An 18,584-nucleotide genomic window follows, 5' to 3' on the forward strand; every position below is an offset into this window, starting at 1 on the left:
GATGAAGAAATTTGTGATGGCCGCAATTGGTGGCACCTTGGCCGGGGTTGTAGCGACCACCCAGATTGCCGGTCCTTTGATTGCACAAGAAACCACTCGTAACACCAACGTTTATGAACAGCTGGATCTTTTTGGCGATATTTTTGAACGCATTCGCGCACAGTACGTCGAAGAGGTGGACGAAGCTGACCTGATCGAAGCCGCGATAAACGGAATGCTGTCGTCACTTGATCCGCATTCAAGTTATCTGCCCCCTGCTGATTTTGATGACATGCAGGTGCAAACACGTGGAGAATTTGGCGGCCTTGGGATCGAAGTGACCCAGGAAGAAGGCTTTGTCAAAGTCGTCTCGCCAATTGACGGAACACCTGCCGATGCCGCTGGAATGGAATCTGGTGATTTCATAACCCACGTAGATGGCGAAAGTCTGCTGGGTCTGACCCTTGATCAGGCTGTTGAAATGATGCGTGGTCCGGTTGGTTCTGAAATCATTATTACTGTCGTTCGTGAAGGAGCGGATGAACCGTTTGATGTTTCCATCATCCGCGACACAATCAAACTAACAGCAGTGCGCGCACGCACTGAAGGCGATACAGTTGTTCTTCGCGTCTCAACCTTCAATGACCAGACCTATAGCAACCTGAAAAACGGGCTCGAAAAAGAAATCGAAGCTGCGGGTGGGATCGATAATATCAACGGTGTGGTTGTTGACTTGCGAAACAACCCCGGCGGCTTGCTCAATCAGGCGATCCGGGTGTCTGATGCGTTCCTTGATGCAGGTGAGATCGTATCAACCCGCGGCCGTGCACCTGAAGACGGAGAACGGTTCAACGCCTCTGCGGGCGATCTGGCGCAGGGCAAGCCGATTGTCGTTCTGATTAACGGTGGGTCTGCTTCGGCTTCTGAAATTGTGGCCGGTGCGCTGCAAGATCACCGCCGTGCAATCGTGGTTGGCACAAAGAGCTTTGGGAAAGGGTCTGTCCAGACCGTTATGCCATTGCGCGGCGACGGTGCCATGCGCCTGACAACCGCGCGCTACTACACACCTTCAGGCCGTTCGATCCAAGCTTTGGGCGTGGAGCCAAACGTTGTTGTTCCACAACCCCGCAGACAGCCTGAAAATGACGAGGACGAAAGTGCAACACCGCGCACCCGTACAGAGGCGGACCTGCGTGGCAGCCTCGACAATGACTCGTTCACCGAAGAAGAACGCCGGTTGCTGGAAGAAGAGCGCGCGCGCGTTGAAGCCGCAGCTGAACTTCGTGAGGAGGATTTTCAACTGTCTTATGCAATCGACCTGCTGACGGGGCTATCGGCCCTAGCATCTGCAACCGAATAAGGAAAAGGGGCCGGTTGTAAAACCGGCCCTCCTTCTACCATCATGAAACCAGATGACATTTCTGCCCTTCCCTATCGCCCCTGCGTCGGAGTGATGCTCGTAAATTCTGCTGGCCTGATCTTCGCTGGCCAACGGATTGATAGCGAATTGCCAGCGTGGCAGATGCCTCAGGGTGGAATCGACGACGGTGAAGACCCGCGGGATGCGGCGATGCGTGAATTGTGGGAAGAAACCGGTGTAACCACTGATCTGGTTTCAGTCAGGGCACAGACAGATGATTGGCTGACGTACGAACTGCCGCACAACATCATACCCAGAATTTGGAAGGGACGGTTCAAAGGGCAAAAGCAATTGTGGTTCCTGCTTCAATTCTTGGGTCAAGATGCCGACATCCAAATTGAAACCGACCACCCGGAATTTTCAGAATGGCGCTGGATTGGCCCGGATGAAATGCTGGAAAGCATCGTGCCGTTTAAACGAGATTTGTACAGACAGGTGATTGATGCTTTTCGCAACCACCTGAACAGCGACCGTTAGTCAGCGATTTTTATGCGCTCTGCTAGCGCAATCGCCGCAGAATATCGTATGACGCATAGCCATCCGGAATCATCCCGACAGAACTCTGAAACCTTCTGATCGCTGCAATTGTGTTTGGCCCGATGATGCCGTCAACACCGTCGGTGTTGAACCCGGCAGCGGTCAGCATCCGCTGCATTTCCTGTTTCTCGGAAAACCGCAATGGCCTGTCGCCACGTGGCCAGTCTGATCGTAGTGGCCCTGCCCCAGCAATCCGATCCGACAAGTGCCCAACGCCGATAACGTAGGCATCGGCTGTATTATACCGCTCTATCACGTGAAAATTCTGAAAGATCATAAAGGCGGCACCCTGCGCACCCGCTGGTAACAAGATAGAGGCACGCCCGTGTTCAGGTATTCGATTGCCGTTTGCATCCCTGATGCCCAGCGCCATCCATTCACGAACCGGTTTCTTTATCCTTTCACCCGTCAGGCCATAATTAAACCCGCGCGGAAGCTGTACCTCTACACCCCAAGGCTGGCCCTTGGTCCACCCAAACCGTGCAAGATAAGCCGCAGTAGACGCCAGAGCGTCGGCAGGATTGTCGGACCAGATATCACGCTTACCGTCACCGGTAAAATCCTGCGCATAAGCAAGATAACTGGTTGGTATGAACTGTGTATGTCCCATGGCCCCCGCCCAGGAACCCGTCATCTGGTTCGGGCGTACATCACCGGACTGAATGATTTTCAACGCCGCAATCAGCTGCGATTCAAAGAACCGGCCACGCCGCCCATCAAAGGCAAGCGTCGCCAACGATTCGATCAGCGGCTCACTGCCGCGATACTCTCCATACGCGCTTTCCAACCCCCAAATCGCGGCGACAACTTCCTTTTCAACGCCGTAGCGCGCTTCAATCTGTTCAAGTAAGCGGCGATGCTGGCGCACGGCCGCGCGCCCATTGTTTACGCGCGTATCCGAAGCTGCACTATCCAGATATTCCCAAATCTGTTTGGTGAATTCAGATTGATTGCGGTCTTTCTGGATCACTCCGGTGTTGTACTGAACACCCCGGAAAGCGGCGTCAAACGTCTGGGACGTGATACCTGCCGCTACCGCGCGAGACCGAAAACTTCTGATCCAGCGTTGAAACCCTGCATTGCCGACTGCGGGCTGCACCTGAACACTCTCTTCTCTCTGAGGGCGTGCGGCAGGGCGCGGAAGCGCGATCACACCTGACGTTGCGACTGTTGCGACAACAGTTTCACCTGCAACAACAGGCCGCTCGACGGGCCGCTTTGAAACCTCGACAGCTAGGCCAGATGCCCCAGCCACTACGGCTGGCAACAAGCCCGCAACAAACCCGAAGATCATTACCCAATTGCGCAATTTGACACCTGTATGTTTTTGTTCTTTTACTAAGTGTACCCTGTCTGAAACCCATCGAAAAGCACCCTGATAAAAACGCGCAGGCTTTCGCCGGAGCTAGCCACGCCGTTTGCGCGCAACTTTCTTTTTTATCTTGGCTGACTTCTTCTGTGACCGGTTCGTTGCACGTCCCTTGTAGCTGCCACGCCCCCCGGCCTGGCCCCTTGGCAAGGCCTTGCCCGCCACTTCGACCAATTCCAGCAAGAGACCCCCGGTTACCGGTGCGGCCTCTGACAGCCGAACCAGCACGCGCGTGCCAATTCCAAGCTTGAGGCCGGAATGTTCACCCGTCAAAGTCTGCTCTTCGGCATCGAAATGGAAAAACTCACGTCCGAGCGTTCGTACAGGAATGAGCCCGTCTGCCCCGGTCTCATCCAGACGCACAAAGGCGCCAAACCGTGCGATTCCCGAGATGCGACCGGGAAACTCTGTTCCGACACGCTCTGATAGATACGCCGCTAAATAGCGGTCTGTGGTGTCCCGTTCCGCCATCATACTGCGGCGTTCGGTTTCTGAAATATGCGTACCTGTTTCGGCGAGATTTTGCACGTCAGCATCGGTGAGCCCGTCATCACCCCAACCATGTGCCCTGATAATTGCACGGTGCACGACAAGGTCCGCGTACCGCCGGATAGGTGAGGTGAAATGCGCATACGCGCGCAACGCCAAACCAAAATGCCCAAAGTTTTCAGGTGCGTAATAGGCCTGTGTCATAGATCGCAGAGTGGCCATATTGATCAGTTCATCCTGATCGGTGCCTTCTGCTTCCTTCAGCAATCGGTTCAAATGCGCCGTTTTCAATACCTGTCCCTTGGCGAGGGTCAGGCCAGAGGCCTGTGCAACCTCGCGCAGACTATCCAGCTTTTCAGGGCTGGGCTCTTCATGCACCCGGAAAATCAGGGGTTGGCGTTTTTTGATCAGCTCTTCGGCGGCGGCAACATTCGCAAGCACCATGAATTCTTCGATCAGGCGATGTGCGTCCAACCGTTCGTAGAAGTTGACGGAGGCGACTTTGCCATCGTCACTTATAACAACGCGACGCTCTGGCAAATCAAGGTCAAGCGGTTGGCGTTCCGCACGCGCCTTTTTTGTCGCTTCATAGGCGGCATAAAGTGGTTTTAGAACCGGTTCCACCAAAGCTTCGGTTTTCTCGTTTGCGTCACCATCAATCGCGGTCTGAACTTCATGATAGTGAAGCGATGCCACAGATTTCATGAGACCCCGTGTAAACCGATGACTAATTTTGTGGCCGCTCGAATCTAAAACCATTCGCACGGCCATACAGGCACGTGGCACCCCTTCGTGCAAACTACATAGATCGCCGGACAGGTGATCGGGCAGCATAGGCACCACCCGATCCGGGAAGTAGGTTGAATTGCCGCGTTTACGGGCCTCGCGGTCTAATGCCGAACCGGGCGTGACATAGTGAGCAACATCTGCGATAGCCACCCAAACAACATGACCACCCTTGTTCTTTGGGTCGTCATCCGCGTGCGCATAGCAGGCATCATCACGGTCGCGCGCGTCGGTCGGGTCAATCGTGATCAGGGGAAGATCACGCAGGTCCTCACGTTTACCGAGCGGCACAGGTTTCGCATTGTCTGACTCTGCAACGACATCATCAGGGAAATCGTCGGGAATACCATGCTGGTGAATAGCGATCAGCGAAACAGCCTTTGGTGCTGTCGGGTCCCCCAGACGGCTTATGATACGCGCTGAAGGAAGGCCCATCCGGTTCTTTGGCCCGGCCTGTTCAGCCTCGACCAGTTCGCCGTCTTTCGCGCTAAGGCTTGCACCTGGCGTGACACGCCATTCCTTGTCACTGCCTTTCTCGATTGGCAGAACGCGTCCGCCTTCAGCCCCTTTCCTGAAAACGCCCAATATCCGGTGCGGGTTCGTTCCGATCCTGCGGATCAGCCGCGCTTCGTACTGATGCGCTTCTCCGCTTACTTCGCTTAGACGTGCTAATATTCTGTCGCCTTCACCCAACGCAGGATCAGACTCACGCGCAACGAACAAAACCTTTGGTTCGGGGCTATCGCTGATCCACTCAAGTGGACGCGCGTATAGGTCACCATCCTCAGAAGGGGCCATTATCTGTAAAACAGAAACTGGCGGCAGCCTATCCGGATCACGATAAGAGTGTTTTCTTTTCTGAAGGTGTCCTTCGGACTCCAACTCTTTCAGTAAACGCTTCAGATCAATGCGCGCAGCACCCTTGATGCCAAAAGCACGGGCGATATCACGTTTATTGGTTTTGGTCGGGTTATCGGAAATCCATGCAAGAATTTCGTCTTTTGTCGGTATGCGCATCATGAAACCCGATTAACACGCCGCTGCTGCGACGTCATTGCAAATCGGTCTGTTACAGATCGCCTCTTTTGACTTTCCGTTCCGGGTTCAATTTGACCGGAGCTTCTCCAGATCGGCAATGCTGTCCACGTCCTGCATTTCATCAACCAATGCGATCCGTGCGCACCCAAGTGTTTCACATGTGTCAGACAAGGTATGTTCGCTAGACCAACGCACGCCGTGGAAAAGCGTTGTTGGCACGGGACCAACACGCTTTAACCCAACCAGCCAATACCCTCCATCCATTGCAGGGCCAAAAACCGCGTCATGATTTCCGAGGGCACGAAATGCTTTGTTTATGTGTTGACGCGTCACACCCGGAATGTCGGCGCCGATAATGACAACCGGGCCATTTGGCATCATATGAAAAATGCGACCCATCCGGTCGCCAAGGTCGCCCGTTCCTTGCGGGATGCGTGGCAGATGCGTTGGCCAGACGCGGCTTGTCAAACCATCGGTATCTGGCGCGACCGAAAGTACAACATCCCAACGCGGATCAGTTACATCGCGAAGCAATCGCCGCACCTGATGGCGAAACCACCAAGCCGCGGCTGTCTTGCCAATACCTCGCCCAAGCCGCGTTTTTACCCGACCGGGGCGCGGCTCTTTCACCATCACCACCAGTTGTTGACGGTATCTAGGCGAAATAGTCACGCAGGATCCGCCCGTAGATCGCTTTCAGTTGCGGTATCTGTTCAACTTCAACCCGCTCATCAACCTGATGCATTGTTTTGCCAACAAGCCCGAACTCCACCACCGGGCAATGGTCTTTGACAAACCGCGCATCCGAGGTTCCACCCGACGTTGACGCGATTGGCCGCACGCCACATTCCGCTTCGACCGCTGTTGCGATCAGTTCTGACAGCGGGCCAGGTGGTGTTAAGAAGCTTTCCCCGGAAACCTGCGTTTCCATCTGGATATCAACGCCCGTCTGTTGGGTTACGACCGCTGCTTCCTTTGCCAGCCATTCGATCAGACTGTCGGAGGAATGCGCGTCGTTAAACCGAATGTTCACGGTTGCCTTGCATTCAGCAGGAATAACGTTGTTTGCCGGATTGCCCGCATCAATCGTTGTAACGGCAAGTGTGGATGCATCAAAATGGCCGGTACCTGTATCGAGTTCATGGCCTGCCAACCGATCGATCAACCGTGCCATGGCGGGAAGCGGGTTTAGCGCACGATGTGGATATGCTGAATGACCCTGAATACCTTTCGCCGTAAAATAGGCGGTCATGGAACCGCGCCGCCCGATTTTCATCATCTCGCCCATGTGGTTCGGGCAGGTCGGTTCGCCCACCAGACAGGCGCTCATCGCTTCGCCGTTCACCTTCATCCAGTCAAGAAGTGCAACGGTGCCGTCAATTGCATCGCCTTCTTCGTCGCCAGTTATGGCCAATACAACCGCACCATCCGGTGGCGTCTGCGTAACAAATTCAATTGCAGCGGCAGCAAATGCTGCGACACCCGACTTCATATCAGTTGCGCCGCGCCCCCACAAAAATCCATCTTTTTCCTCGCCACCAAAGGGATCGACTGTCCAAGCGGCTTCGTCGCCAACAGGCACAACATCGGTATGACCATTGAACCCAAAGGTCTTCGGATGACCCTTTTCACCCCAACGTGCGAAGAGGTTTACTACTTCTCCGCGATCAACACGGGCGCAATAAAAACCTGCGCGCGATAAATGCGTTTCCAGAAGTGCGAGCGCACCCCCATCAGCAGGGGTAACCGAAGGGCACCGGATTAGCTCCGCACAAAGTTCGACAACATCAATATCTTGGGTCACCTTACCCCTCCTTTATACCACCGATAGACATTTCCTTCTGACGAGGCAATGTCAACCGCCTGACAATACTGTTGCCCCAGAGAGACACGCAAATTTGCGGAAACTACAACCAAGGCATTCTTTTGTTAACAATCTGTCAAACACTTGATTTAGTGCAAAATAATAACAGACCCGAGGCAGGGCAAACTTAGGACCAAAAATAAAAAACGGTCCGATCGAGCGGTAAGAGACTAATATCGATGATGGCTGGGCTATGCCCGGCTATATGTTTGCGTTGCCTCCTTGCAGGGCCGGGGGCAGACATGGTTACAGCATCGGAACTTCCGATCAACACCAAAGCTAACGCCGTTAGCATGGCAAATACGATATTTGGCGACGGTGTTACTGTTGTCGGCGCAAGTTACTCAGGCGACAAGAACTCATCCGGTACTTACTCAGACGGCGATAACACCTCCCCCGGTGTCACGCCGGGCGACACGGGCGTTATCCTGTCAACTGGACGTGCCAAGGATTTTACCAATTCATCGGGGCAGTCCAACCAATCGACCAATACATCCACCAACACCAAGGGTGTAAATAACGACCCAGACTTTAATTCTCTTGCCGGCACTAAAACCTACGACGCGTCAATGCTGGATGTCGATTTCATTCCGGACAGCAACATTTTGACAATGCAGTTTGTGTTCTCGTCTGATGAATACCCGGAGTACACAAATTCAATTTATAATGACGCGGTCGGTGTTTGGGTAAACGGCAACCCCGTTCAACTGGCAATTGGCTCTGGCCAGACGAATGTCGGAAACGTCAACGACACCAACAACGTAAATCTCTACAATGACAACACGTCTGATGCGTTCAACACTGAAATGGACGGCTTTACTGTCACAATGACGCTCAAGATGGTTGTTGTACCCGGCCAATTGAACTCGATCCGGATCGGCATCGCGGACGTCGGGGATTCAAACTATGATTCAAATCTGCTGATCGCTGGAAACAGCGTTCAGACTGCGCTGATCGCATCAGATGATACAGTTGATATTGGAATAAGCGGCACTAAAACTCTTGACGTTCTCGCAAATGATACCGGCCCAAACGGAAGCTCGTTAACAGTTACACATATCAATGGAAACGCTGTCGTAGCAGGCGATACCGTGACACTGGCGACCGGGCAGCAGGTTTCTCTGAATGCGGATGGAACGTTTTCCATTACAACAGACGCCGACGAGGAAAGTGTCAACTTCACTTACACCGTTGCAAATGGCGGTGGAAATGGGATTTCTGATACCGCATTTGTGACCGTCAACACGATACCGTGTTTTGTGGCTGGCACCATGATCCTTACGCCTGACGGTGAAGTGCCTGTTGAAACGCTTGAGCCCGGCAATCTGGTTATCACCCATGACGACGGCCCCCAGCCCGTACGATGGATAGGCCAGCGACGTGTTCCAGCCAAAGACAATCTTGCGCCGATATGCATCAAGGCAAATACGTTTGGCTCGCATCGCGAACTTTTGGTGTCGCCGCAGCACCGGATTTTGATCAGCGATAGTCTTGCAGAACTGCTGTTCGGAGAAGCCGAAGTTTTGATCGCCGCTAAAGACCTCGTCAACGACTACACGGTACGTTCGCAAGAAGGCGGTATGGTTGACTATGTGCATATCCTGTTTGACCGCCATCAGGTCGTGTTCTCAGAAGGCCTGGCAACCGAGAGCTTTCTGCCCGGCCCTCAGACAACACGCAGCTTTGAACGGGAATGTGTTGAAGAGATATGTTCAATTTTTCCTGAACTTAATCCGGATACTGGCCTTGGATACAGCCCGGCCGCGCGCCGAACCCTGCGCGCCTATGAAGCTCGGGTCTTGATTGCAAGGAGCGTTGCAGCGTAACAGGGGCGAAGACAAGAAAGAAAACCCTTGCTTACCTGTCAGACGCAACAGCCAAAACTGTGCATTTGCGCCGATACCGGACACCTGCAATGGGGCGAGCTGAAAAGAGTGTGATAATCCAAGATGACCTGGCTGGCGCTTTGCGATTTTTCTAACTCATTTTTTTCTCCTCTTGGGATATCACATCCGTCGGCAGTAGGCGGTTCCAAACCATCTGACGAGCAGCTTTTGGCAAAGGGTAGCCTTGTCATCGAAATTTCCACGCTTGAAGAAAATTCAAACGCATTGGAACTGATAAATTTTTATTCAGTTTCCGATTGGGGAACGCAGCTAAAAATCAGTCTTACACAGAACGACACTGTCATTTTACGACATATTCAGGGGTCACGTCAGATTACGTTGGAAACGGGGGAGGGCGCGCTTGTTCGCGCGCAACCCTCCAGGATCATTTTCTCCTGGGATGCCCCGCAACGCTGGGGGCAGCTAACGATTGAAAACCTTGATGACGGGTCTGTGCATACCAAAGACGTGTCGGATCCGTTGCCAGTTCCTGTCGTTGACGTCCATCACATGACGATGTCACCCGAAAGCACGCGTGCTGTTTCAGAAGTTCTGTTTTTTACGTTTTCGGACCAGATTGAAGAACATGGCCTTATCCCCGGAATTGTCGCGTCTTCACCGGTGGAAACGCCAAATGGGCCAGAGCTTGTGCAAAACCTGCGCGTGGGTGATTTGGTTTCAACACTGGACAGTGGTCCTCAGCCTATACGCTGCCTTATGGTGCGTGATGTTCCGGCGCATGGTCACTATCAGCCTTTGCGGCTTCGCGCCCCGTATTTCGAGCTAAACCAAGATATCATGGTTGCGCGGAATTTGCGTCTTTTGGTCGAAGGTGACATGGTCGAGTATCTTTTCGGAGAAGAAGAGGTCCTGATCAATGCAGAGCATTTGCAAGACACCTATTCCGTTTTACCCGAAACGCGATTGAAAACTATTCGCTACTATCAGTTACTGTTTGACCGTCCAGAGATTTTGAACGTGGCGGGAAGTAGTGTTGAGAGCCTGTTCAGGCCACAACCATCTGGCGAAGATTTTTCAGATGAATTACCGGTTCACACCGAACCATCGCGACCAGTTTTACGCCCCTTCGAGGCCTACACGTTGAAATCTATGCGCGCAGGCTAGGTGATCTGGGCCTGCCGATCAGGTATCATAGAACGGTGTCATCTGCGCAACGATTACAGAGTTTTCAATAAGCGCACGGTTCATCAGGTCTTTTTCCTCGTCCCCGATATCGTGACCTTCAGCAAGCCGTTCCTCAAGTGTGCCGTACCCGGAAACATCCAGTGGTGCCATCTCTGCCTGCTTGAGGATCGCGACAGTTTCACGCACGGCCTCTGCTTCATCAACGCCCGACGCATAGATCATCAACGCCGCACCTGTTGCGGTTTTGGGTAACCCGTCACCCGTAGAACGGCCGACCTCGACCAGCAGGGTATAGACCTGCTGGCGAGATTTTTTCTTAGGCTTATCAGCTACTTTCTCAGTCACGAAGTAACTCATTAATAGAGGTTTTTGACCGCGTCTGTGCGTCTACCTTTTTCACGATAACAACACAGTATAGGTTGACGCCATTCTTTGACGGCATCGACCCCGAAACAACGACAGAGCCGGCAGGAACTTCACCATAAGTTACGGCGCCAGTTTCACGGTCGACGATCTTGGTGGACTGGCCAATGTAAACGCCCATCCCTAGAACAGAACCTTCGCGAACGATACAGCCTTCCACAACCTCGGAACGCGCGCCAATGAAACAGTTATCCTCAATAATCGTCGGTCCTGCCTGCATCGGCTCAAGAACGCCGCCAATGCCAACACCGCCAGAAAGATGCACGTTCTTGCCGATCTGTGCGCAGCTTCCGACGCTGGCCCATGTGTCAACCATTGTACCTTCATCGACATAGGCTCCAAGGTTCACGAACGATGGCATCAAGACCACACCGGGCGCGATAAATGCGGATTTGCGGGCGATACTGCCGGGCACTGCGCGAAAGCCTGCAGCACGCCACTGGTTTTCACCCCAGCCGTTGAATTTACTATCAACCTTATCCCACCAGCCGGAACCTTGCGGCCCGCCTGCGTGTGGCTCCATATCCTTTATGCGAAACCCAAGAAGCACTGCTTTCTTTGCCCATTGGTTGACGTGCCAGTCCCCGTTTTCACGGCGTTCCGCCACGCGCAGCTTACCGCTGTCGAGCGCATTCAGCGTGTCTTCAATCGACTCGCGGGCTTCGCCAGTCGTTGACGGAGTGATAGTATCACGCGCCTCCCAGGCGGCTTCGATGGCAGTCTCTAGTTGTTCATTCGACATCGGGCGTATCCAATTCGTGTATGGCCTCGGTTGGGCGAAGCCTATAGACCAAAAGAGAGTAACCGCGCAATGCAGGACAGTAAGTAAATAAGGAACGCGCATATGAAAGATGATAGCCGTCGGCATCCGTTTCGCCATTCTCACGAGGACATGAAAACGGCCCGCGAGATTCCGGACACCCCACAAACCCGCGCGCCATCTTATCGACTGGCTTTTGCGGATGAGGAATTTCTTTGCCGGGACGAATTGCGGCCCGTCCGGTTGCAACTGGAACTGCTAAAGCCAGAGATGCTTCTGGATGAACATGGCATTCAAAGCACAATTGTTCTTTTTGGCGGTGCGCGCATACCCGAACCTTCAAAAAAAGATTCAGCGCGCACAGAGACACTGGCCGATCTGTCAAAATACTACGACGTGGCGCGTGAATTTTCCCGACTGATGACGATAAAATCCCAAAAAAGCGGTGGCCGCGAAGATGTCATCGCAACGGGTGGCGGCCCTGGCGTCATGGAGGCTGGAAATCGCGGGGCGGCTGACGTGGGCGGACATTCAATTGGTCTCAACATTGTACTGCCCCATGAACAAGCACCCAATGAATATGTGACTCCCGGTCTATGCTTCAACTTCCACTACTTCGGCATTCGTAAGATGCACTTCCTGATGCGCGCCAAGGCAGTTGCTGTCTTCCCCGGTGGATTTGGAACGCTGGACGAAATGTTTGAAAGCCTGACACTGATTCAAACTGGCCGGATGAAAGCCGTACCCTTCCTACTGTTTGGTGAATCGTTCTGGCGTAAAATCATCAACTGGGAGGCGCTATCCGAGGCGGGAACAATTTCGGCAGAGGATTTAAAGCTGTTTCAATTCGTCGATACGGCGCAACAGGCCGTGGATATTATTGAAAACTGGCCAGAGAACCATTCGCCTACAATTCTGGAGTAAGGCTTAGTGGCCGACCACAGGTGTATCAAGACAAACATGCCGCGAACATTCCATTTCAAGCGTGCTATGGTCGATCTTTAGGTCGGCCAAAACAGTGCGGATGCGGGTTTTGATCGCATCCGCATCACCCCAGCGTCCTTCGCCAATGACAACATGCGCCTGAAGGGCGGCTTTCTTTTCTTCCAATTGCCAAAGATGCACGTGATGCACGCCTGTAACCCCGTCTATATTTTTCATAGCTTTAAGCACGTCATCCATCTTGACCGAAGGCGGACGGCCCAGCATCAGGACGCGGATCACATCACCAATTTCGACTGCGGCATGCCAAAGGATATAGGCCGCGATCATCAGGGTTACGATCGGATCAACGATCATCCAGTCGTAAAGTATGATCAGCGTTCCCGCGACAATCACCGCGACAGAGCCCAGCGCATCCGCGAGATTATGCAAAAAGGCGGCGCGAATGTTCATGCTGTCCTTGGACATTGTGTACGTCAGCGCTGCCGTCACAAGGTCAACTGACAGTGCAACGGCAGCAATTATGACAACGATCCAGCCGTCAATTCCGACGGGATCAAAAATCCGCATCACCCCTTCGTAGATCAGATAAATCCCGATCACGATCAGCGTGGTGTAGTTGATAAGTGCAGCGACTGTTTCGACGCGGGCATAGCCAAAGGTCATGTCGCTATCCGCAGGGCGTCTGGCAATTTTCCGGGCACCAAAGGCAATCACCAGCGACACGGCATCGCTGAGATTATGAATCGCATCTGCGATCAGCGCGAGCGAACCTGACAGCAAGCCGCCGACGATTTGAACAAAGGCCAGACCAAAGTTGACCAGAACAGCCAGTGCGACACGCCGATCACCTGCATCAGGGTCTATGTGGGCGTGACCATGGTGGCCGTGATGGTCATGCGGCATTCGTCACTTCCCAAGCCCGGCATCAGCTTCGATCTGTTTGCGGCTTTTACGCGCACGCTCGGTTGCAGATTTCAACTGTCCACAGGCGGCCATGATATCCTCGCCCCTTGGTTTACGCACTGGCGAGGCATAGCCAGCATTATGAACGATATCGGCAAAGGCGCGAATACGGTTGTTGCTTGAACGTTCGTACGGCGCACCTGGCCATTCGTTGAACGGGATCAGGTTGATCTTGGCCGGGATGCCCTTGATCAGTTCCATCAGGCGGTGCGCATCTTCGTCGCTGTCGTTTACTCCCTTGAGCATCACGTATTCAAAGGTGATGCGTTCTGAATTAGACGCCTTGGGATAAGCGCGTAGGGCGTCAAGCAAGGCCTGCAGATTCCAGCGTTTGTTGATTGGAACCAGCTTGTCACGCACTTCATCGGTTGTGGCATGAAAGGATATTGCCAGAAGGCAGCCGATCTCTTCAGCGGTACGTGCAATTTCCGGCACGACACCTGAGGTCGACAATGTGATGCGCCGACGCGAAAGTGATATACCTTCGGGGTCCATCGCGATTTTCATCGCGTCGCGGACGTTTTCAAAGTTGTAAAGCGGCTCCCCCATGCCCATCAGTACGATGTTGGACAACAACCGTGCTTCTGGCGGGTTTGGTTTTCCAAGTTCAGGCCATTCGCCCAGATCATCCCTTGCGACCATCACTTGCCCGATTATTTCGGCCGCCGTCAGATTTCGCACAAGTTTCTGAGTACCCGTGTGGCAAAACGAGCAGGTTAAAGTGCACCCAACCTGAGAGGACACGCAGAGCGTTCCGCGACTTTCTTCGGGGATATAGACGATTTCCACTTCGTGTCCGCCGGCGATCTGCACCAGATACTTGCGAGTCCCATCTTCGCTGACTTGCTTGGTTACTACCTCGGGGACTTCTATAATAAAGTGTTCTTCCAACAACGCGCGGTAGTCTTTGCTGAGGTTGGACATCAGATCAAAGCTGCGCACACCCTTTTGATAGAGCCACTGCCAAACCTGCCCAGCCCGCATCTTGGCCTGTTTGTCGGGCGTCCCAGCCGCAATCAAGGCAGCGTGCAACGCATCGCGTGTAAGGCCGACAAGATTGGCCTTACCACCTTCAGGTTGCTTGCGCGGGATAGTCAGAACATCCTGCGTTATAGGGGTATTGGCCGACATGGCGCATTCTCCAGAGACTCGGACGCGCGTTCTACACCAATTCAGAGAAGATGAGAACCACCATAGCCAGTGTCGCCAATCCTGCCGACACCCTGCCAGTCAGAAGAATGCAGGGCTGCGTGTGTCTCAAAAGACTTCAGACAATAGGAATGGACCGGACCAATTGAAATCGGGTTTGTAAACAGCTCTGGGAAAAGTGAACGGAGTTCTTCCTGCGCTTCTTTGGCAAAACCGGACGCGGCGGCGACACTTGGGTGAAAGCTTTCCGTCAGTGCGCCTTCCGACCAGACAAGTTCGTGCTCTTCAAACAGGATATGAAAATATTCGGGCTGACGGAGATGTGTACAAACGCGAATTCCGTTTGTTCCAACCAGATGCCGCGCCGGAACCAGCACATCTGAAGAGAAAAACATCAGGTTGAATACAGGTGCGCGCAGCAAAACCCGATGACTTGGCGACACAATAAGATCGCGTTCAGGCGTATCTTTTCCAAGGCTTCCTTTTGGGATGAGAATGGGTAACAGATGACGGTCGCGTGAGCCCTGAATATCCAATTTTCGCGACGCCACCCATTCTATCGCCGCAAAATCACTTTCTGCGGTCAGGACTTTATCTCCGACGCACAAATCTTCTATAGGGCAGAGACCTTTGTCAGTTTCGATCAAGGTCCCCTTCAGAAAACAGGGGACAACACCGGGGTCGGGCGGGGTCTGGTCTGAAAAATTGACCCCATCAATCGAAACAAGCGACGCATTCTGTGAGTTTGATTCACCGATCTGGGTTGAACTGCTACCAGACGCGGGGCCTTCGGATGCATCCACCACCCTAGCGAAAGAAACGAACGATGTGACCGTTCCGTCAACAACCAGTGCAACAGCACCATTTTTGTTGATAGCGGCATCAACAACATAGATGTCATCACCCGCTATCGTACCGACAACCGAGCCAAGATCATTTATAGACCTTATCGTTCCGTTCGAATTGTAGATAACGATCTGAACACCAGAAGAATCAGCACCCTCATCCAGAACCACTTCGACAAAATCCTGCGCACCAGGGCCCAGATATTTGATTTCTGAAAGAAAAGGTGCAGGCATTTTCAGTCTCGCCCTTCACACGTCGGGAACATATTTCACAAACTTGGCATGCGAGGGAAACTAATCATGCCACACCTAAATACATCTTAACTGCCACAACGATTTTCGGCTTCGTCAAGTGCTGCAGTAAAGCCCAGCAAAGAAAACGTATCACGTGTAACCGTCCCACGTGCGGAACGCCCGGTCACGACTGCTTGGGCACCACGTTTCATTGCAGTTATGATTTTTGCGTCATCGGCACTTGAGGCTGGCCATGCGTTTTCACCCGTTGTGAAAAGCTCAAAACCGCTATCCCCAATTTGAAGCTGAACGGTTGAGCCACCTGCAAACGGATAGCCACCGGTAAAGGAAACTTCACCATTTACGTTTGACCCCGGACGATATGAGACAAAAAGCAATATCTCACTGCGCCGGACGGCGACCACCCTGTTGTCCTTGGTATTTACGGTTTCTTTCGGGCTTGAAACGGCCCAGCATTCTGTCGGGTTATCTTCGACAAAAACGCTCCAATCGGTGCTCGCTGCGACACGGTTATCTGATGTTTCCTGTGCAAAGACGCCTGTCGCTGCCAGTGCAAAAATCGCACCACCCAGTCCACGTGCTAAAAGTGATTTCATGGTTCTCACAGTCTCCAACTGTATGTGCCTCAGATGAGCCTAGCCAAATTAGCCCTTTCCGGACCTTATTTATTCATCAGGCTGTTTACTATTCGATGCGATCACATTAGCGCATAACTGCTTATATTTAAAAGCCCTGTTAGCGGAAAATTGCGCAGGAGCCGTTGGGAGGAGCAAGAATGACCGATCCGGTAACCTTAGTAGAAGTATGGCGTGGCCCTTTTTTGGAATCCACGCACCGTGGTCATGCTGTAATTTGCGATTCCTCTGGCGATATTGTTCAGGCGTGGGGCAACCCTGACCGGGTGATCTTGCCACGGTCTTCCTGCAAGATGGTGCAGGCGCTTCCCCTGATCGAAAGCGGCGCGGCGGCGGCGGCGGGGCTGACCACAGAACAGCTTGCACTTTCTTGCGCATCCCATCAGGGCGCCCTCATTCATACAAGCAGGGTTTCTGCATGGCTGTCCGATCTTGGGCTTGGCGAAGGTGATCTGCGTTGTGGTCCGCAAGAGCCGGACGATACAGAAGCGCGTAATGGGTTGATACGGGCGTATGAAGAACCCTGCCAACTGCACAACAACTGCTCGGGCAAGCACGCAGGCTTTCTTACGCTAGCCAAGCATCTGAACGCGGGTTCCGAATATATTGAGCCTGACCACCCGGTACAGAAGGCAGTCAAAGAAGCCTTTGAAGAGGTCACCGGACAGGAAACACCCGGCTACGGTATTGACGGCTGTTCCGCCCCGAACTTTGCGACAACCGTTCACGGGCTGGCGCGGGCAATGTCGTTTTTTGCGTCCTGTTCCGCCGATGGCGCATCCGTGCGTGAACGCGCGGCAGCGCAATTGGTACAAGCAATGGCCACCTATCCAGAGCTTGTTGCGGGAGAAGGCCGTGCCTGCACCGAAGTGATGCGGGCAATGGATGGCAAGGTCGCAATCAAAACTGGGGCAGATGGTGTTTTCGTCGCAATTATTCCGGAGAAGAAGCTTGGCGTTGCGGTCAAAATCGTCGACGGTGGGACCCGTGGTTCAGAATGCGCTATTGCTGCGATTCTGACGAAATTAGGTGTGTTAGACCCTAATCACCCTGCCACATTGAAGCGGATGAATGGCCCAATGTTAAATCGGCGCGGTATCGAAGTCGGCTCTGTACGGCCTTCGGCGGCGTTGCTCTGAGGCCAAAGTGTTTTGCGTTTACACGGCGTATTCAGTTCACAAATTCATCACGGGAATAGCCTTGGATAAACAAGAGTGCGGTAAGGTCACCGTGATTGATGCGAATGTCGCATTCGGCGGCCACAATGGGTTTTGCGTGGAGCGCAACGCCTGCTCCGGCTAGCCCCAGCATTCCAAGGTCGTTCGCGCCATCGCCAACGGCCATCACATCTTCTGCGTTCAGGCCAAGGCGCGTTGAAATCTCTTTCAACGCTGTAACCTTTGCTTCGCGGCCAAGAATTGGAACCCCAACCTCTCCGGTTAGCTTTCCGTCTGATACGAGCAGTGTATTCGCCCGATTTTCGTCGAATCCCAGCGTTGCAGCAACGCGCGCGGTGAAAGCCGTAAAGCCGCCAGATACTAAAGCGGCATGTGCACCGTTCGCTTTCATTGTCGCAACCACTGCCTTGCCACCCGGCATATAGGTGATCCGGTTTGCAAGAACTTTTTCTATTACCTTTGCGTCTAAACCCTTTAGTAAACCAACCCGTTCGCGCAACGCATCTTCGAAATCCAGTTCGCCATTCATGGCCCGTGCGGTTATACCTGCCACCCGTTCGCCGACGCCCGCTTCCGCGGCCAGTTCGTCCACGCATTCCTGTTGGATCATGGTGCTGTCCATATCCGCCAGAAGCATTTTTTTCTTACGGTTCTCAACGGGTTGAACCACAAGATCGATACCCAGTTTTTGCATCTCTCCCCAGACATCCCAACGGTTTCCCGGCACCGTCGCAATGGCAAATTCTGCGGCAACATCTGGGGAAAGCCACTGTGCATCCCCCCCGCCCCAGGCATTGCGTAATGCATCGACCGTTGCAGGTTCCAGCACAGGGTTTTTGGGGTTGGTCAGAAGAGTGGCAATGAACATAGACAGGTTTCCGATAGTGGACGTTTGGGTCGTTTTTTGCAGCTCAAGC

Annotated in this window: 17 protein-coding genes; 6 read left to right on the forward strand and 11 right to left on the reverse strand. The window is 53.2% G+C overall.

Features of this window, described 5'->3' with window-relative positions:
- Position 1: 1 nt before the first annotated feature.
- Both J4E70_RS15100 and J4E70_RS15105 read left to right on the forward strand, forming a co-directional pair.
- Positions 2-1,339: a S41 family peptidase gene (locus J4E70_RS15100; protein WP_213890484.1), complete on the forward strand. Its 1,338-nt coding sequence runs from the start codon at positions 2-4 to the stop codon at positions 1,337-1,339.
- 42 nt (positions 1,340-1,381) lie between these two features.
- Positions 1,382-1,876 (forward strand): RNA pyrophosphohydrolase, encoded by a 495-nt coding sequence (locus J4E70_RS15105; protein ID WP_213890485.1) that lies wholly within the window; start codon positions 1,382-1,384, stop codon positions 1,874-1,876.
- Positions 1,877-1,898: 22 nt separating this feature from the next.
- Here the strand turns inward: J4E70_RS15105 and J4E70_RS15110 are convergent, their stop codons facing one another.
- The 4 genes from J4E70_RS15110 to dapE form a co-directional block, all read right to left on the reverse strand.
- A complete protein-coding gene (locus J4E70_RS15110; protein WP_377609898.1) occupies positions 1,899-3,245 on the reverse strand; it encodes a lytic murein transglycosylase in 1,347 nt (448 codons plus the stop codon).
- 96 nt (positions 3,246-3,341) lie between these two features.
- Complete coding sequence (gene rnr, locus J4E70_RS15115) at positions 3,342-5,600, reverse strand: ribonuclease R (RefSeq protein ID WP_213890486.1); 2,259 nt, start codon at positions 5,598-5,600, stop codon at positions 3,342-3,344.
- 84 nt (positions 5,601-5,684) lie between these two features.
- On the reverse strand, positions 5,685-6,251 hold the full coding sequence (locus tag J4E70_RS15120) for a TIGR04282 family arsenosugar biosynthesis glycosyltransferase (protein WP_213890533.1): 567 nt from the start codon (positions 6,249-6,251) through the stop codon (positions 5,685-5,687).
- Positions 6,252-6,273: 22 nt separating this feature from the next.
- Positions 6,274-7,422, reverse strand: a complete 1,149-nt coding sequence (gene dapE / locus J4E70_RS15125) for a succinyl-diaminopimelate desuccinylase (protein ID WP_247078501.1) — start codon at positions 7,420-7,422, stop codon at positions 6,274-6,276.
- 302 nt (positions 7,423-7,724) lie between these two features.
- On the opposite strand from dapE, the gene J4E70_RS15130 reads away from it, so the two are divergent.
- Complete coding sequence (locus J4E70_RS15130; RefSeq protein ID WP_213890487.1) at positions 7,725-9,308, forward strand: Hint domain-containing protein; 1,584 nt, start codon at positions 7,725-7,727, stop codon at positions 9,306-9,308.
- Positions 9,309-9,536: 228 nt separating this feature from the next.
- A complete protein-coding gene (locus tag J4E70_RS15135; RefSeq protein WP_213890488.1) occupies positions 9,537-10,493 on the forward strand; it encodes a Hint domain-containing protein in 957 nt (318 codons plus the stop codon).
- Between the two features lie 18 nt (positions 10,494-10,511).
- Here the strand turns inward: J4E70_RS15135 and J4E70_RS15140 are convergent, their stop codons facing one another.
- Together J4E70_RS15140 and dapD are read right to left on the reverse strand one after the other, a co-directional pair.
- Positions 10,512-10,859, reverse strand: a complete 348-nt coding sequence (locus J4E70_RS15140) for a hypothetical protein (protein ID WP_247078505.1) — start codon at positions 10,857-10,859, stop codon at positions 10,512-10,514.
- On the reverse strand, positions 10,852-11,679 hold the full coding sequence (gene dapD, locus J4E70_RS15145) for a 2,3,4,5-tetrahydropyridine-2,6-dicarboxylate N-succinyltransferase (RefSeq protein WP_213890490.1): 828 nt from the start codon (positions 11,677-11,679) through the stop codon (positions 10,852-10,854). The genes J4E70_RS15140 and dapD overlap by 8 nt, the downstream gene beginning before the upstream one ends.
- Positions 11,680-11,781: 102 nt before the next feature.
- Between dapD and J4E70_RS15150 the strand changes: the two genes are divergently transcribed.
- Positions 11,782-12,621 (forward strand): LOG family protein, encoded by an 840-nt coding sequence (locus J4E70_RS15150; RefSeq protein ID WP_213890491.1) that lies wholly within the window; start codon positions 11,782-11,784, stop codon positions 12,619-12,621.
- 3 nt (positions 12,622-12,624) lie between these two features.
- On the opposite strand, the gene J4E70_RS15155 is transcribed toward J4E70_RS15150, so the two are convergent.
- The 4 genes from J4E70_RS15155 to J4E70_RS15170 form a co-directional block, all read right to left on the reverse strand.
- Entirely contained in the window at positions 12,625-13,545 is a 921-nt protein-coding gene (locus J4E70_RS15155; protein WP_213890492.1) for a cation diffusion facilitator family transporter, read from the reverse strand.
- 3 nt (positions 13,546-13,548) lie between these two features.
- Entirely contained in the window at positions 13,549-14,736 is a 1,188-nt protein-coding gene (gene rlmN, locus J4E70_RS15160; protein ID WP_213890493.1) for a dual-specificity RNA methyltransferase RlmN, read from the reverse strand.
- A gap of 41 nt (positions 14,737-14,777) precedes the next feature.
- On the reverse strand, positions 14,778-15,833 hold the full coding sequence (locus J4E70_RS15165) for a Hint domain-containing protein (protein ID WP_213890494.1): 1,056 nt from the start codon (positions 15,831-15,833) through the stop codon (positions 14,778-14,780).
- 86 nt (positions 15,834-15,919) lie between these two features.
- Positions 15,920-16,450, reverse strand: coding sequence for an invasion associated locus B family protein (locus J4E70_RS15170; RefSeq protein WP_213890495.1), 531 nt, complete (start codon positions 16,448-16,450; stop codon positions 15,920-15,922).
- Positions 16,451-16,629: 179 nt separating this feature from the next.
- On the opposite strand from J4E70_RS15170, the gene J4E70_RS15175 reads away from it, so the two are divergent.
- Entirely contained in the window at positions 16,630-17,628 is a 999-nt protein-coding gene (locus J4E70_RS15175) for an asparaginase (protein ID WP_213890496.1), read from the forward strand.
- Between the two features lie 31 nt (positions 17,629-17,659).
- Here J4E70_RS15175 and serB read toward each other — a convergent pair whose 3' ends face one another.
- Positions 17,660-18,535: a phosphoserine phosphatase SerB gene (gene serB / locus J4E70_RS15180; RefSeq protein WP_213890535.1), complete on the reverse strand. Its 876-nt coding sequence runs from the start codon at positions 18,533-18,535 to the stop codon at positions 17,660-17,662.
- Positions 18,536-18,584: the final 49 nt, after the last annotated feature.

This window comes from Pseudohalocynthiibacter aestuariivivens (assembly GCF_018457175.1).
Classification (GTDB): domain Bacteria; phylum Pseudomonadota; class Alphaproteobacteria; order Rhodobacterales; family Rhodobacteraceae; genus Pseudohalocynthiibacter; species Pseudohalocynthiibacter aestuariivivens.